This window comes from Archangium violaceum, from assembly GCF_016887565.1.
Classification (GTDB): domain Bacteria; phylum Myxococcota; class Myxococcia; order Myxococcales; family Myxococcaceae; genus Archangium; species Archangium violaceum_B.
This window is the reverse complement of the sequence record NZ_CP069396.1, coordinates 2,052,983-2,067,765: the sequence shown is the minus strand read 5'-3', so window position 1 is coordinate 2,067,765 and position 14,783 is coordinate 2,052,983. Positions and strand designations below refer to the sequence as shown.

Below are 14,783 nucleotides of genomic sequence, written 5' to 3'. Positions count from 1 at the left end.
CTCAGGGAAGCATGAGGGCTTCCAGGGGGACGCGCTCCAGGAGGGAGGAGCGCTCCTCCGGGCGGCCACGCTCCTCGGAGGGCCCCAGGGTGGCGTGCACGGCGGCGAGCAGGTCCGCCTCGCGGTAGGGCCGCGAGCACAGGGAGTGCTCCGGCTGGGCCCAGGCGGGGCGCGAGGCCCCGGCGAGCACGATGGGAATGGGCCGGGCGCGCGGCAGCTCCGCGAAGGCCGCCAGGAAGAGCCCCAACTGGGTGGGAGGAGCGCTGGACGACAGCAGCACCAGATCCACCGGCAGGGACGAGGCCCGGCGCAGCGCGTCCACGCCGTCGTGCGCGGTGAGGACCTCGAAGCCCCCGGCGCGCAGCACGCGCTCGGCCACCACTTCGTGGGCCCGATCCTCGTCGAGCAGCAGCACCCGGCGCGGCAGCCGGCGGACCTCGTTCACGGGCATGCGCGGCAGCCCCAGGGTGAAGATGGAGCCCTCGCCCTCGGCGCTCGCCACCGACAGCGAGCCCCCGTGCAGCCGCGCGATGGAGTGGCTGATGAAGAGGCCCAGCCCCAGCCCGCCGAAGTGGCGGTGCGAGGCGTTGCCCGCCCGGTAGAAGCGCTGGAAGAGCCGCGCCTGGTCCTGCGCGGGGATGCCGATGCCCCTGTCCTTCACGTGGATGCGCGCCTCCCCGTGCACCACCTCCACCTCCACGCAGATGGGGTCGCCCTTGGGGCTGTACTTGTGCGCGTTCTCCAGCAGGTTGACGAGCACCTGCTCCAGCCGGTCCCGGTCTCCCTGGACCCAGAGGCGCTCGCGCGGCACCGTCAGGGTGAAGGGGCGCTCGCAGGTGTGGCGGAACTGGTCCACCACCTCCGCCACCAGGTGGCCCATCTCCAGGGGCGCGGGCAGCAGTGTCAACCGTCCTCCCTCCAATCGCGACACATCCAGCAGGCCGTTGACCAGCCCCGCCAGCCGATCCACCTGGCGCTTCGACTTGAGGACGCTGGAGGGCTCCACGGGCAGCCCCTGCGCGAGCCGGCGCTCCATGGAGTGGAGCAGGAGCTTGAGCGGGGTGAGGGGCGTCTTCAGCTCGTGCGAGGCGATGGACATGAACTCCTCGCGCACCCGGAGGGCCGCCTGGGCCTCTCGCAGCAGGCGGGCGTTCTCCACCGTGACCGCCACCTGCCCGGCAGCCGCGCTCCACAGCTCCAGCTCGCGCAGGGAGAAGGAGGTGCCCTGCTCCTTGTAGAGGACGAGCAGGCCCACGGCGCGCCGGGGGGACAGCAGCGGCACCGCGGCGAAGATGGAGCCCACGGAGTCGCCGTAGCCGCGCTGGACACCGATCTGGGGCTGCCGGGTGACGAGCGCCGCCTCGAAGGAGTCGGCGTGGTCCTCGAGCGCGTCCTCGGGGGACTCGGTGCTGGCCAGGTCGGACACGGCCACGCGGCGCAGGGGCTGACCCTCCTCGGCGAGGTACACCTCGGCGCGGCGGACCTGGGCGCAGCGCACCACGGCCAGCACCGCGGCCTTGCACACGGCGTCCACGTCCAGCGTCTCGCCCACCTCGCGGGCGATCTCCTGAAGGGCCTGGGCGAAGGCGACCTCGTCATCGACCCCGGAGGGCTCGAAGAGGAGCCAGGCGCCGGGGGCGGCGCCCGTGCGGCAGGGGCGGGCCTGGATGCGCATCTGCTTGAGGCCCGAGGTGATGACATGACCCGAGTGACCCTGGCCCTCGCGCAGGGAGCGCTCCAGGGCATCGCGGCCGCGGCCCCCCTCGAGGACGGACAGCAGCGGGTCTCCCACCTTCAACTCCATCCCGGTCTTGGCGTTGAAGTCCGGCTCCAGCCATTCGACGCACAGGTCCGGACCCAGCCGGACAACGGCCTGGGGGACACACGCGAGGATGTCCTGGAAGTCGGAGGGCAGCATGCGGGACAAGAAGTTGAGTACGCCCAGCCCATCGGACACACAAGACGGGCCGCCTCATCCTGCTCCCCCCTGGACACCAGGGGCGTTGAACCCCCGACAGGAGGGGGGCCTGGCGTGGGGGAGAGCGTTCACCACTGAGAGGCTGCAATCCTCCCAGTGTGTGTTAGACGACACCCCGCCATGCCTTCCCAGCCCACCAAGGACCTGAAGACCTTCCCGAACCCGGCGCCGGAGCGCGACTACGAGATCACGTTCGACGTCCCGGAGTTCACGTGCCTCTGCCCGCTGACGGGGCAACCAGACTTCGCGAAGTTCCGGATCCGCTATGTGCCGGACGAGCTGTGCGTGGAGCTGAAGAGCCTGAAGCTCTACATGTGGTCGTACCGGGACGAGGGAGCCTTCCACGAGAAGGTGACGAACACGATCGCGGACGACATCGTGCGAGCCATCCAACCGAGGCAGCTGTCGGTGGAGGGGGACTTCTTCGTGCGAGGAGGAATCGGGACGATCGTGACGGTGCGTCACGAGAAGAAGGGCAAGGGAGCGAAGGGGGCGAAGAAGAACACCCCGGCGCGCCGCAAGTAGAGAAATGAGCCCCGGGTTGCCCCCGTGTGCCAACCCCTCTCCCCCTGGGAGAGGGTCGGGGTGAGGGTCTACCCAAGGGGACCCGGACCCTACTGAGCGCTCTTCATCTTCTCTTCGAGCTCCTGTGCGCGCTGATCGGCATCGGACTCGATGCGGCTGGCGGACTCACGGACGTTGTCGAGCTGCCGCTTGGGAGCACTGTCTCCCTCAGCGGAGGAGCTCCGGGCCGAGGAGTGCTCGAGCGCATACCAGGCCGCGCCGGCGATGAGAGCAATGGCGAAGACGGCGGTGACGATTCTGCCCATGGCGAGCTCCGGGGAAGCGCGAGTTAGCGGAGGGTCAACTGCCGCACGAGCCCCATCCAATAGGACTGAGTAAACGCGAGCCCGGCGCCGAGACCGGCGGCGGCGGTGGCGGCGGCGAGGAGCCAGGGGACCCAGGCGCGAGGAGGGCGGGCCTGCAATTCGAAGTCCTCGACGATGCTCAGCTCCTCCTGGGTGAGATGGGCGAGGGCCTCGGTCTCGGTGAGCTTCTGGCGGTGGCGGAGGAAGCCGACGAGGAAGGCCTCGTAGGACATGCGCACATGCTGAGCGAGGAAGGACTCCAGCTCGCGGCGCATGGCGGCGGCGTTGGGGAAACGGTCCTCGGGCTTCACCTGGAGGGCGCGCTGGATGATGTCGGCCAGGGGCTTGGGGACCTGGGGGGCGACCTTGCTCAGGGGGGTGTAGTCGCCATCGCGGATGCGGGCGAAGACCTCGCCGGCGTTGCGGCCGAGGAAGGGGCGGCCGCCGGAGAGGGCCTCGTAGAGGAGAACCCCGAGCGCGAACAGGTCCGTGCGTCCGTCCACGGGCGCGCCCGTGACCTGTTCAGGGGACATGTACGAGGGGGTGCCCACGGCCATGCCCTGGGCGGTGAGGGCCTCCAGGCCGACGTCCTTGGCGACACCGAAGTCCATCAGCTTCACGTCGCCGGCCTTGGTGAGCATCACGTTGGCGGGCTTGAGGTCGCGGTGGATGATGCGGCGGAAGTGCGCGTGCTCGAGCGCCCCGGCGATGCGGGCGCCGACGGCGGCACCCACCTCGGGGGGCAGCGGCCCTTCCTTGATGAGCTCGTGCAGGGTGGGCCCGTCCACGAACTCCATGACCATGAAGAGGACGTCGTTCTTCTCCACCAGGTCGTAGAGGGTGACGATGTTCTGGTGGCGGAAGGCGGCGAGCGCGAGCGCCTCGCGGCGGAAGCGGGAGACGGCCTCCTTGTCGCGGACGGGGTCGGCGAGCATCTCCTTGATGGCGACCTCGCGCTGGAGCATCTCGTGGAGACCCCGGTAGACCTGGGCCATGCCGCCGCGGCCCAGCTCTCCGAGTACGCGGTAGGCGCCTATCTTCCGGTGTCTGACAACGGGCTTCTCGGTGGAAGGCACGGACCGGAGGCTAGCGAATCCAGGAGCGCGGCGTCGACACGCCCAGAGTGCAGACAGCCGGGCGGTAGAAATCTCCACATACGGAAAGCGAGAGGACGAGAAGAGCCGCGGGCACGCTGCTACTGTGCGCGCGCCATGAAGAAGCTGATCCTCCTTCCCGCCCTCCTCATCGCCCTGCCGGGCTGCCTCGTCATCCGCGATACCCGCTACGTGCCCTCCCGCTCCAGGGACAGGGACCCCGAGTGCCACCCCAGCCAGTACTGGGATGGGCACAAGTGCCGCCACAAGGGCAAGGGCAAGGGCGCGCGCAAGCACGACGACTGAGACGCACGGGACACCGACACCGAGCGGACACGGATGGGATCACCGGCCCCAGAGACCCTCACCCCTACCCTCTCCCGAAGGGAGAGGGAGATGCTGTCCGCGCAGACACGGGGGCAACGCATCACCCTGCTCGACGGGGGCGCCGAGGCCTACCCTCGCATGCTGGAGGCCATCGCCTCGGCCACCCGGCGCGTGCACCTGGAGGTGTACGCCTTCGAGCGCGAGGGCGTGGGCTCGCGCTTCGTCTCGGCCCTCACCGCCGCGGCCCACCGGGGCGTGGAGGTGAAGGTCATCGTCGACGGCTGGGGCACCATCGGCGGGAGCCGCGCGCTCGCGGACACCCTGCGCGCGTCCGGCATCAAGGTCCGCATCCACAACCCGCTCACCTCCATCCTCCACGGCCGCATCTGGCGCAACCACCGGAAGATCCTCCTCGTGGATGACACGGTGGCCTTCCTCGGGGGCATCAACATCGGGGACCACTACGCCACCGAGGAGGGGCGGCCGGGGTGGGCGGACCTGGCGCTGGAGCTGCGGGGCGACATCTGCGCGCGGCTCGGTGCCCGGCTCACCGCGGGGGCGTCCACGCTGGAGGCGGGCCCGGTGCGGCTGCTGCTGTCCGGCTTCGGCGGAGGGTGGCGCCTGAGGGCGCGCTACCTGGCGGCGCTGGCGCAGTCCCGGGAGAAGGTGGTGCTGGCCCACGCGTACTTCCTGCCGGACCGAGGCTTCGTGCGCGCCCTCAAACGGGCGGCGAAGCGGGGGGTGGAGGTGAACCTGCTGCTGGCCGGCCGCAGCGACGTCCCCTTCGCCCGCGCGGCCACCATGCGCCTGTACCGCACCCTGCTGCACGCGGGCGTGCGCATCCACGAGTGGACGGCCACCACGCTGCACGCCAAGGCGGCGGTGGTGGACGGGCGGCGGCTGCTGGTGGGCAGCTTCAACCTCGACCCCCTCTCGCTGGTGAACCTGGAGACGCTGGTGGAGGTGGAGGACGCCGACGTCGCCGAGGGGGCCACCCACTGGATGGAGCGGCACATGGCCCAGGCCCGGCCGGTGGGCCTGGAGGACTGCGCGCGCTCGGGCCTCCAGCGCTGGCTGCTGGACGTGGTGGGCCTGGCGGTGGCGCGCTTCGCCGAACACTTCGCCAGCTTCGTCGGCTCGCGGCGCATGCGCCGCCGGGACTGACGGCCCTCAGGCCCTGCCCATCACCCCGGACACCCGGGACACCGCGTCCAGGAGCTGCTCGAGCCGGAAGGGTTTCCTCAAGAAGGAGCGCCAGCGCCGCGGCTCCGACTCCGGCGGTGAAATCTCACTCATGAGGATGACGGGCACGCCCTTCAGCTCGGGACTCTTCGCCATCTGCTCGAGCACCTGCGGCCCGGAGAGGATGGGCATCATCACGTCCATGACGACGACGTCCGGGCGGTGCTTGCGCAGATATTCGAGGGCCTCCCGGCCATTCCCGCAGACGGCGACCTCGTAGCCCTCGTCCCGCAGGACGTCGGCCACGACCTGTTGCACGTCGAACTCGTCCTCGACGACCAGGATGTTCTTCACCGCTTGCCCCCGCCGCCCTTGCCTGACCTGCCGGCGCGCTTGACCGCCGTCCGCCGCGTCGTTGCCTTCCGGGTCCGGGGAGGCTTGTCTCCCGTCCCTCTCCCCTTCCCGTCTCCGTCGCGCACGCGCGCGTGCCCGCTGAGGAGGACCTCGGCGCTCTCGAAGGACTCGGCGACGTCGATGCCGTTGGAGGTGATGCGGAACTCTCGCAACGAGGTGTCATAGGCGCTCTCGCGCATCTTCATGACGGAGAGCAGCCGGAACATCTGCGAGCGCAGCTCCAGGTAGCGCAACACCACCACCGTCTCCACCACGTTGGCCAGCTCGGGGGTGGGCAGGTCGAGCTCGGGATGGAAGAGATCCAGCTCGTCGGTGATGACGGTCGTCACATCCTGCATGCGGAGCTGGTTGGTGAGGGCCGACAGGAAGCGGGGGATGCGGTCCGCATACACCGCCGCCGCGCGAAAGCCCTCGGCCCCGTCGATGAACAGGCGCCGGCGCTCCGTGTGCTTCTCATCGAGCCGCAGCTTCTCCAGGAGCTGCTCCGCCAGCGAGTCCATGAAGTGCTCCAGCGGCGGCTGCCACTCCAGCGTGATGCGGCCGTTCTTCACGTAGCGCTCCAGGGGGATGCCCACGTCCTCGGCCTTCTCGATGAGGCGGGGCGGCGGCTCGTAGAACCCGAAGTACGTCCCGCGCTGGCCCTGGCGTGCCCCCTCCACCAGGAAGGAGAGGCCCAGCAGCGTCTTGCCCGTCCCTGGCGCCCCCACCAGGGCGACGGTGGAGCCCGAGGGCACGCCCCCACCGACCATCTCGTCCAGCCGCTTCAGGCCGAACCCCATGCGGATGCGCTGCTCTCGAGCCTGCTCGGGCGGCTTGCTGAATTGAATCTCCGTGCGAGGGTGGATGATCAGCCCATCGTTGGTGATCTCCACCTCGTGACGGCCCCGGAGGTAGTCGCTGCCGCGGAACTTGTGCACCGTCAGCTCGCGCACGGCGCGCGGCCCGATGAGCTGGTCGGACAGCTCGATGACACCATCCACCAGCGCGTTCTCCACGTGCGAGCGCGAGCGCAGGTTGGAGAGCAGCAGCGTGGTGCAGCCCAGCAGGTTGGCCGCGGTCTGGAGCGCGTGCACGAACTCCCGGTAGGCCTGGGGACTGGAGGAGAACTGCTCCGCGCTCTCCATGCCATCGATGACGAAGAGGGTCGCCTTGCGCTCGCGCAGCGTGCGGCGGATGAGCTCGAGCAGTCCGGTGAAGCCCTCCTCACGCACCTCCTGATAGCCACTGATGTAGTAGAGCCTGTCGGGGAGGTACTCCTGCTTGAAGAAGCGCAGCGAGGAGAGGTGCGCCACCATCTTCGCGTGCGACTCGACGAGCAGGGTCATGTAGACGCACCGTCCGCCCTGCATCTCGATGTGATTGCAGCACAACTGGTTGGCGAAGATGGTCTTCCCGCTGCCTGGCGGCCCCATCACGGCATAGGCCCCGCCCGCCTTGAACCCCCCCTTGAGGATGAAGTCCAGGCGCCGGATGCCCGTCTGGACCCGCGCCTCCCCACCCCCGCCGCCCTCGCCCTCGTTCCGGGACTCACTCACTGACCACCTCCGTCACCTCCACCGGCAGGCGGATCGTGAAGCAGGAACCTCCACCCTCCCGCCCCGACACACCCACCGTGCCCCCATGGGCACGGGCAATCTCCCGGACGATGTACAGGCCGAGCCCCAGGCTCTCCACGCGGTGGCCCGAGGCGGCCCGCTCGAACGGGTTGAAGATGCGCTCCCTGTCTCCATCGGTCACGCCGATGCCCCGGTCCTCCACCCGCAGGGACACCGCCCCGTCCTGGAGCTCGGCACGCACCGAGATGGGCCCGCCCGCGCCATACTTGATGGCGTTGGTGACCAGGTTGCTGAGAGCCTGCTCCACCCGCAGTCTGTCCCAGTGGACCTCGACCAGAGGACAGTCCTCCGCCACCAGCGTCGAACCCGCCTGCCGGGACTGCTCGGTGAAGCGCTCGCACACCTCGCGCACCAGGGAGCCCAGCTCGAAGCGCTCACGGTCCAACACGAAGTGGTTGTTGCGGGCGCGGCTCACGTCGAGCAGGTTCTGTACCAGCACGCCCAGCCGGCGCACCTGCCGCAGGGCGGGCTCCAACCTCTCGGCCACCTGGCTCCCCGACAACTCCGTCTCGCGGCGGGCGCCCCGCTGCAGGCGCTCCAGCACGAGCTGGAGCACGGTGATGGGGGACTTGAGCTCGTGCGAGGCCACGGACAGGAAGCTGTCGCGGGCCTCGAGCGCCCGCCGCAGGTCCTCTTCCGCGTGCCGCCAAGGGCTGATGTCCTGGAAGGTCAGCGTCACCACGCCCGGCGAGCGGGAGCGGTCCACCCGGGAGTGAATCACGAACGTGCGGACTCCCTCGGGCGTCACCCAGCGGAACAACTCCCCCTCCAGCTGTTCACCTCGCGCGGCCCGCTGCACCGGGTGTTGCTCGGGTGGGAGGGGAGCGCCCTCGGCATCGAGCGCGGCGGTGGGAGGCACCAGGGAGAAGGGAAGCGCCCGTGCCGCCGCGTTGGTGAACAGGACGCGCGCGGACCCCTCTTCGAGCCGGACCACGGGAACCGTGAGGAAATCGAGAACGCTCTCCATGCCTGGCTGCTCGGACACTCCCGTCTCCCCACACAGCACGAACAGATGGCCCCCGGTGTCGCATGAGGTGACCGCAGTCCCCCAAGATGGGCATGGGGTCGACGACGGCAACCAGCCGAAACGAAACGCTTCGCGCCCCTCCGTCATCTGCTCGACGCTTCCGGCGAAGCCCCCGGGGCGGGACAAACCAGGGGAGCGAGCGCTCTTCACCCGGGGTTCAGTCCGGCGTCTACTGCAGCGCACTCCGCACCCGTCCGGGAGTGGAGCGGGAGGAGACCGTGAGAGCAGCCGTCTGGCATCCGTCCATGTCGCGAGCCATGCGGTATTGGGCGGCCCTGTTCCTCGTAGGGGTGCTCGTCGGCTGCACCAACATCTCCAAGAGGTGGACTCCTTCCGCGAGGGGCCAGGAGGTGTCATGGCTCAACTCTCCGTCAGGTCCAGCTCCGGCACCGCGACTCCTGCTGGCCATGAGCGACAGCCCGACGACGGGTGGGGAGCCCACCGGCCCAAATGTCCAGGGTTACAACGTCCCCGGCCGGAATCCGGATTCGGAGATGTCTTGGAAACTCTTCCTTGGAAACGCTTCGCACCGGATGATTGCTTACATCTACAAAGTGAATCACCCGCGAAGTATTGCCTTCTTCAACACCGAGACCCTCCCCTCCATCATCGAGAAAGCAAGGCTCGGGAACGCGTCCCAACTGCGCCCGGACGAGCGAGGTCTGCGCCCGGACATCACCGACGTCACCAGTCGGAGCCTCTTCGAGATCAAACCCTGGAATGCGCAGGGCCTCCAGGAAGGGCGCGAGGAGGCACGGACCTACCTGACCGCACTGAACCGGACCCTCCTGGTCGGAAGACCCTTCACAGGTGGCACGGATTTCAGCGGCGAAATCCTCATCTGCTTTGCCCGGGGACACTACATCTGGCACCTGGGATGGCAGACCACCGAGCCTGGAGTGGTCCAGTATCGATGGACCCGTAGCCAGCAACGCTTCGAATCAGCCGCAGCGGCGTATGAGGCGGGGCAATGGGTGGAGCTCACCGAGGAGGAGATGCGGCAGTATGGTGGGTGGGTGGGACAGGCCGTGGAGGGAATGGTCAGTCGACGTGAACGGCTCGCCACCTTCAGCGGAGCCGTTGGCATCGTCATCGAGGTCATCGGCAACACAGCGACAGCGTTCTTCTCGGGTGCGATTACAGGCCGGATGGGCTCGGGCTCGGGAGCCCAGCAGCCGCCCACCCAGGGAGGTGGACAGGTCATCCCATTCCCCGCGAGACCACCCCCCTCCGTGCCCCCAGCCCAGCTGCTAGCTGCCACGGGAATGTCCCTTCCTCGGTGATGACCCGATTTGGTAGGACGCACACCATGTCGCTTGGACAGCCTTCTTCGCTGCGAATGCCGTCCTTCCTGCATGGCACCTATTCCGCCGTCCACCAGAAGACGCGGAAGGAGGGCCTGCGATGCGGCGAACAGTATTTGAAGAATAGCTCCTTTCCCGCTCCTCTCGAGACGCTGGTGGTGCCCCCCGGTGAGGTGGTGATTGCGCACGAGGTCGTCGACTTCGCTCGCGAGCGCCCGGCTTGGCGGCTGTACATGGTGTCCCATGTCATGAGCGGTATGTCCGAAGCCCTGGACTGGCAGAACACATTTCCCATGAGGGATGCCTACGAGGCGTTCTTCCGCGAGACGCCCTGGGGCGCGCTGTACTTCGCGACTTCGCTGGAGGCCCCAAGGAGTGCGGAGCGCATGGCGCTGCGCCTCCAGGCGGTGCTGCGCTTCTGGGAAACCCTCCAGTCCGCTCGCTACCTCTTCAGTTCTCCGAATGCCGCGCTCACGCTCGAGGAACTGATGACCGCAGCCTGTGACTGGGCCATGGATGCATGGTGCCCGGTGGGCGAAGAAGCCTCGGTGCGCGCACGCCTGGAGACGGCGGCAGGTCACATGGCACGAGCCACGCGGGAAGACAGCATCGAGGCCATCTTCCGGGAAATGCCTCGGGCACTCGCGCATGCACGAAACCTGAAGCACCGGGACGTGGTGGCCCATCCCACCTTCCAGCGCCAGCGACTGACAACACTCGACCCACTGGCTTTCGAGCGGGTGTCTGGCGCGTGCACATCGGATCTTCTCGAGAAGTTATATGACTGGGACCATGAGCTCGGGATGCATTAGGCGCGCGTCACCCCGAAGTCTGCGGCACCTGCCGTGAGGGCGTGGGCGCATCCGGGGCCGTGGCGTGGCGCAGCGCCTCCAACGGCTTGGGGTCCTGGTGGCTGTTGCGCTTCGCCCGCTCCATCAGCACCGACTGGCTGCGCACCTGGTGTCCATTCCTTCCCACCGGCACGTAGGAGCCGTCCACCTGCAGCCTCCGCGCCTTCACGTTGTCCGCGAGCGCGACGCCCAGCACCTCGTCCAGCAACCGCTGGCGGATGGCCGGGTCCTCCACGGGGAACATCACCTCCACGCGGCGCAGGAAGTTGCGCGGCATCCAGTCCGCGCTGCTCATCCACACCTCCGGGTTGGCACCCGCTCCGAAGGCGAACACCCGGCTGTGCTCCAGGAAGCGGTCCACCACGCTCGTCACGCGGATGCGCTCGCTCACGCCCGGCCCTCCCGGCCGCAGGCAGCAGATGCCTCGCACCAGCAGGTCGATGTCCACCCCCGCCTGGCTGGCCGCGTAGAGGGCGCGGATGACGGTGGCGTCCACCAGCGAGTTCATCTTCGCCACGATGCGCGCGGGCTCGCCGCGCCGGGCCTTCTCCGCCTCGCGCTGGATGAGCGAGAGCACCCGCTCCTGCAGGCCCATGGGCGCCACCGCCAGCCGCTTCCACTGCGGCGCCACCGCGTAGCCGGTGAGCATGTTGAAGAGCGCGCTGACGTCGTCCGCTATCTCCTCGCGCGAGGTGAAGAGCGACAGGTCCGTGTACAGGCGCGCGGTGTGGGGGTTGTAGTTGCCCGTGCCCAGGTGCACGTAACGGCGGATGCCGTTGCCCTCACGGCGCACCACCAGCACCACCTTGGCGTGCGTCTTCAGGCCGATGAGGCCGTAGACGACGTGCACCCCGCTCTCCTCCATCTTCCGCGCCCAGGCGATGTTGTTGGCCTCGTCCAGGCGGGCTTTTATCTCCACCAGCACCGCCACCTGCTTGCCGTTCTCCACCGCGCGCGACAGCGCCCGGGCAATGGGACTGTCCCCACTGGTGCGGTACAGCGTCTGCTTGATGGCCAGGACATCCGGATCCTCCGCGGCCTCCTCCAGCAAGCGCACCACCGGGTCGAAGGACTCGTAGGGGTGGTGCAGGAGGATGTCCCGTTCGGCGACGACCCCGAAGAGCGACTCGACGTCGCGCAGCACCGGAGGCACAGCGGGCACGAAGGGCTCCACGCGCAACTCCGGCCGGGGCTCGACATCCAGGAGCCCCATCAAATCCGAGGGCTGCAACGGCGCCTGCTGCCGGTACACATCCATGGGCCCCAGCTTCAGGGCCGCGGTGAGCAGGGACTCGATTTGAGGGCTGGCCGAGGCGTCCAGCTCCAGGCGCACCGCGGCGCCCCGGTCCCGCCGGCGCAGCTCGTCCTGGATGGTGGAGAGCAGATCCTCGCTCTCCTCATCGTCCACGTTGAGGTCCCAGTTGCGCGTCACGCGGAAGGCGGTGGTGTGCTCCACCACGTAGCCGGGGAAGAGGTCGGCCGCGCACAGGGCGATGACCTCGCCCAGCAGCAGGAACGCGAGGCCCTTGTCCACCGGCATGGGCACCAGCTGGCGGAGCACGCTGGGCACCTGCACCACGGCCAGCGAGGAGCTGCGCGCGTTGCGCCGGCGCTTGGGGCCCTCGCGCCGCAGCAGCACCGCCACGTTGAGGGACTTGTTGCGCAGGTGGGGAAAGGGGTGGCCCGGATCCACCGCCAGCGGGGTGAGGGCCGGGAAGACGGAGGTGGTGAACCAGGTGCGCGCGGCCGCCTTCTGCTCCGCCGTCAGCTTGTCCCGGGTGAGGACGCTGACGCCCGCGGCCGTCAGCCCGGGCTGGAGCTCCTCCACCCAGAGGCGCGAGGCCGAGTCCACCAGCCTGTGGACGCGCTCGCTGATGGCGCTGAGCTGCTCCGCGGGCAGCATGCCGTCCGCGGCCGTCTCGGCCACGCCGCTGGCCAGCTGCTGCTTCAGGCCCGCCACGCGGACCATGAAGAACTCGTCCAGGTTCGAGGAAGCGATGGCGAAGAACTTCAATCGCTCGTAGAGAGGGAGCTCACGGTCACGGGCGTCGTCCAGCACCCGCTCGTTGAAGGCCAGCCACGACAGCTCTCGGTTGATGAAGAGCTGTGGATCGTTGAATTGCACGGCCTGAGAGTCTTGCAGGTGGTCTGACACGTCACGTCACGGAGCTGTCACGAAACTCTATTAGAAGATGGGCCGGCCCGGCAGAGGGCCCCATGCTTCGAGCCGCAACCTTTCTCAAATCCTGAACCCATGCCCACCTCGTCCCTACAGCCCGTACTCGCCGCCATTGACGTGGGTACCAACGCCGTGCGCCTGGAGCTGGCCCGGCCGGATGCCGATGGCTCGCTCGAGACCCTGCACCAGGAGCGAGACCCCATCCGCCCTGGAGAGGGTGTCTTCTCCAGCGGTGAGATGCCGAAGGAGACGGCGGATCGCCTGCTGTCCACGCTGCGGCGCTACGCGGCGCTGTGCCGGCGGCACAAGGCGCGGGTGCGGGCGGTGGCCACCAGCGCGATGCGCGACGCGCGCAACCGCGATGAGATCGTCCAGCGGGTGCGCGACGAGGCGGGGCTGAACCTGGAGGTGGTGAGCGGCAAGGAGGAGGCGCGCCTCATCTGCCTGGGGGTGCTGCACCGCAAGCCGCCCCAGACGCGCTCGCTGCTGGTGGACATCGGCGGGGGCTCCACCGAGGTGGCCATCGCCACGGGCGAGCGGCCGGATGACCTGTGGAGCCTGCCGTTGGGCTCGGTGCGGCTGACGGAGATGTTCGACGCGGCCGGGAAGGTGACGCCCAAGCAGTTGCGGCTGATGCGCAGCTACGTGGAGGAGCAGATGCGCAAGGGCCTCCCCGAGCACCTCGCCCACCTGCCCCGGGTGGCGCTGGGCTCCTCCGGGACCATCAACGCGGTGGTGGGCTACGCGGCCAGCGAGGGCACCGGGCACGTCTCCCTGCGCCAGTTGCAGCAGGCGGTGGAGACGCTGGCGGAGATGCCCCCGGAGCGGCGGCGCAAGCGCTTCGACCCGAGGCGCGCGGACATCATCGTCGCGGGGGCCACCATCCTCGAGCGGGTGGCGAAGCACCTGGGCGTGGAGAGCGTCACCGCCGTGAACCGGGGCCTGCGCGATGGCCTGCTGGTGGACCTGCTGTACCGGCAGGACGAGACGCGCGAGGACCACTCGTTGGCGGACGCGGCGGTGGCCATGGGGCGGCGCCTCCTGTTCGACGAGAAGCACGCGCGCCAGGTGGCGAAGCTCGCGCTCACGCTCTTCGACGATCTGGCCGCGCTGCACAACCTGCCGCTCTCGTGCAGGCCGTACCTGGAGACCGCCGCGCTGCTGCACGACGTGGGCAACGCCGTCAGCTACGAGCGCCACCACAAGCACACCTATTACCTCATCCACCACGGCGACATCCCGGGTCTGGCGGATCGCGAGCGCGAGCTGGTGGCGCGGGTGGCGCGCTACCACCAACGCAGCCCGCCCGAGCTGAACCACTCGGGGATGGAGGGGCTGAGCCCCGCGGAAGCACGCCTGGTGCGAAAGCTGGCGACGCTGCTGCGCGTGGCGAACTCGCTGGACAGCAGTCACCACCAGCCGGTGAAGGAGCTGCGGGCCGTCAACGGCCGCGACGCGGTGTCCCTGCACCTCAAGAGCCGCCAGCCGGTGGACCTGGAGCTATGGAACGTGGAGCAGGAGACGAGCCTCTTCCGCCGCGTCTTCGGCAAGCGGCTCGCCCTGCACGTCGGCCGTTAGTGCGCGCCGGATGGAAAACGTCGTCGCGGCATGATTGCTCCTGCAACGGCATCGCGACTAAAAGTTCCTCCGCCGTACAACCAAGGAGGCACACGCATGAGCCAGGACAGCAAGAAGACGGAGCAGAAGGAGCAGCAGAAGGGCCAGCGCACCCCCGGCCGCAAGCTCACCCGTGAGGAGCTTGCCCAGGCCATGGGCGGTTCGAGCAAGGCCGCCATCCCCGGCTGCTGCACCCAGGGCTGCTGCGACAACGATCCCCGGTAGTCCCCCAGCCGTCACCTGAAGCCCTCGCACGCCGGGGCTGAACCGGGGCCCGTCAGGGCCTCGGAGGCGTGAACCCCCCTCAGTGCTCGCTGGATGGAAA

At 69.0% G+C, this 14,783-nt stretch carries 14 protein-coding genes; 7 read left to right on the top strand and 7 right to left on the bottom strand.

The annotated features are described in order from the left end of the window. Nucleotide 1: 1 nt before the first annotated feature. Nucleotides 2-1,918, bottom strand: coding sequence for a hybrid sensor histidine kinase/response regulator (locus JRI60_RS08760; protein WP_204225391.1), 1,917 nt, complete (start codon nt 1,916-1,918; stop codon nt 2-4). Between the two features lie 180 nt (nt 1,919-2,098). Between JRI60_RS08760 and queF the strand changes: the two genes are divergently transcribed. Further along, nucleotides 2,099-2,503 (top strand): preQ(1) synthase, encoded by a 405-nt coding sequence (gene queF, locus JRI60_RS08755; protein ID WP_204225390.1) that lies wholly within the window; start codon nt 2,099-2,101, stop codon nt 2,501-2,503. Between the two features lie 89 nt (nt 2,504-2,592). On the opposite strand, the gene JRI60_RS08750 is transcribed toward queF, so the two are convergent. Next, the gene (locus JRI60_RS08750; RefSeq protein ID WP_204225389.1) at nt 2,593-2,808 is read right to left on the bottom strand and encodes a hypothetical protein; all 216 of its coding nucleotides are present in this window, start codon (nt 2,806-2,808) and stop codon (nt 2,593-2,595) included. Nucleotides 2,809-2,831: 23 nt separating this feature from the next. Further along, entirely contained in the window at nt 2,832-3,842 is a 1,011-nt protein-coding gene (locus tag JRI60_RS08745) for a serine/threonine-protein kinase (RefSeq protein WP_239470766.1), read from the bottom strand. A 216-nt stretch (nt 3,843-4,058) separates the two neighbouring features. Here JRI60_RS08745 and JRI60_RS08740 point away from each other — a divergent pair, with 216 nt between their 5' ends. Beyond that, the gene (locus JRI60_RS08740) at nt 4,059-4,247 is read left to right on the top strand and encodes a hypothetical protein (RefSeq protein WP_204225387.1); all 189 of its coding nucleotides are present in this window, start codon (nt 4,059-4,061) and stop codon (nt 4,245-4,247) included. Between the two features lie 90 nt (nt 4,248-4,337). Continuing rightward, nucleotides 4,338-5,432: a phospholipase D-like domain-containing protein gene (locus JRI60_RS08735; protein WP_204225386.1), complete on the top strand. Its 1,095-nt coding sequence runs from the start codon at nt 4,338-4,340 to the stop codon at nt 5,430-5,432. A gap of 6 nt (nt 5,433-5,438) precedes the next feature. Here the strand turns inward: JRI60_RS08735 and JRI60_RS08730 are convergent, their stop codons facing one another. The 3 genes from JRI60_RS08730 to JRI60_RS08720 are packed head-to-tail and all read right to left on the bottom strand — an operon-like array spanning nt 5,439 to nt 8,465. Continuing rightward, nucleotides 5,439-5,804, bottom strand: coding sequence for a response regulator (locus JRI60_RS08730; RefSeq protein WP_204225385.1), 366 nt, complete (start codon nt 5,802-5,804; stop codon nt 5,439-5,441). Next, nucleotides 5,801-7,399, bottom strand: coding sequence for an ATPase domain-containing protein (locus tag JRI60_RS08725; protein WP_239470424.1), 1,599 nt, complete (start codon nt 7,397-7,399; stop codon nt 5,801-5,803). The genes JRI60_RS08730 and JRI60_RS08725 overlap by 4 nt, the downstream gene beginning before the upstream one ends. Beyond that, on the bottom strand, nt 7,392-8,465 hold the full coding sequence (locus JRI60_RS08720) for a sensor histidine kinase (RefSeq protein ID WP_204225384.1): 1,074 nt from the start codon (nt 8,463-8,465) through the stop codon (nt 7,392-7,394). Before JRI60_RS08720 ends, JRI60_RS08725 begins: the two co-directional genes overlap by 8 nt. Nucleotides 8,466-9,001: 536 nt before the next feature. Here JRI60_RS08720 and JRI60_RS08715 point away from each other — a divergent pair. Beyond that, nucleotides 9,002-9,790 carry a hypothetical protein gene (locus JRI60_RS08715; protein ID WP_204225383.1) on the top strand — a complete coding sequence of 263 codons (789 nt, stop codon included), beginning with the start codon at nt 9,002-9,004 and terminating at the stop codon, nt 9,788-9,790. Nucleotides 9,791-9,816: 26 nt separating this feature from the next. Further along, nucleotides 9,817-10,623 (top strand): hypothetical protein, encoded by an 807-nt coding sequence (locus JRI60_RS08710; RefSeq protein ID WP_204225382.1) that lies wholly within the window; start codon nt 9,817-9,819, stop codon nt 10,621-10,623. Between the two features lie 7 nt (nt 10,624-10,630). On the opposite strand, the gene ppk1 is transcribed toward JRI60_RS08710, so the two are convergent. After that, nucleotides 10,631-12,787 (bottom strand): polyphosphate kinase 1, encoded by a 2,157-nt coding sequence (ppk1, locus tag JRI60_RS08705; protein ID WP_239470423.1) that lies wholly within the window; start codon nt 12,785-12,787, stop codon nt 10,631-10,633. A gap of 129 nt (nt 12,788-12,916) precedes the next feature. On the opposite strand from ppk1, the gene JRI60_RS08700 reads away from it, so the two are divergent. Continuing rightward, nucleotides 12,917-14,419, top strand: a complete 1,503-nt coding sequence (locus JRI60_RS08700) for a Ppx/GppA phosphatase family protein (protein ID WP_204225381.1) — start codon at nt 12,917-12,919, stop codon at nt 14,417-14,419. 96 nt (nt 14,420-14,515) lie between these two features. After that, the gene (locus tag JRI60_RS08695; RefSeq protein WP_204225380.1) at nt 14,516-14,683 is read left to right on the top strand and encodes a hypothetical protein; all 168 of its coding nucleotides are present in this window, start codon (nt 14,516-14,518) and stop codon (nt 14,681-14,683) included. Nucleotides 14,684-14,783: the final 100 nt, after the last annotated feature.

Excerpts from the sequence above, each read along its gene's own strand:
- JRI60_RS08745 (WP_239470766.1), bottom strand. The coding sequence starts at position 3,842 with ATGGCCCAGGTCTACCGGGGTCTCCACGAGATGCTCCAGCGCGAGGTC.
- queF (WP_204225390.1), top strand. The coding sequence starts at position 2,099 with ATGCCTTCCCAGCCCACCAAGGACCTGAAGACCTTCCCGAACCCGGCG.
- JRI60_RS08750 (WP_204225389.1), bottom strand. The coding sequence starts at position 2,808 with ATGGGCAGAATCGTCACCGCCGTCTTCGCCATTGCTCTCATCGCCGGC.
- JRI60_RS08740 (WP_204225387.1), top strand. The coding sequence starts at position 4,059 with ATGAAGAAGCTGATCCTCCTTCCCGCCCTCCTCATCGCCCTGCCGGGC.
- JRI60_RS08760 (WP_204225391.1), bottom strand. The coding sequence starts at position 1,918 with ATGCTGCCCTCCGACTTCCAGGACATCCTCGCGTGTGTCCCCCAGGCC.
- JRI60_RS08695 (WP_204225380.1), top strand. The coding sequence starts at position 14,516 with ATGAGCCAGGACAGCAAGAAGACGGAGCAGAAGGAGCAGCAGAAGGGC.
- JRI60_RS08710 (WP_204225382.1), top strand. The coding sequence starts at position 9,817 with ATGTCGCTTGGACAGCCTTCTTCGCTGCGAATGCCGTCCTTCCTGCAT.
- JRI60_RS08735 (WP_204225386.1), top strand. The coding sequence starts at position 4,338 with ATGCTGTCCGCGCAGACACGGGGGCAACGCATCACCCTGCTCGACGGG.
- JRI60_RS08700 (WP_204225381.1), top strand. The coding sequence starts at position 12,917 with ATGCCCACCTCGTCCCTACAGCCCGTACTCGCCGCCATTGACGTGGGT.
- JRI60_RS08715 (WP_204225383.1), top strand. The coding sequence starts at position 9,002 with ATGTCTTGGAAACTCTTCCTTGGAAACGCTTCGCACCGGATGATTGCT.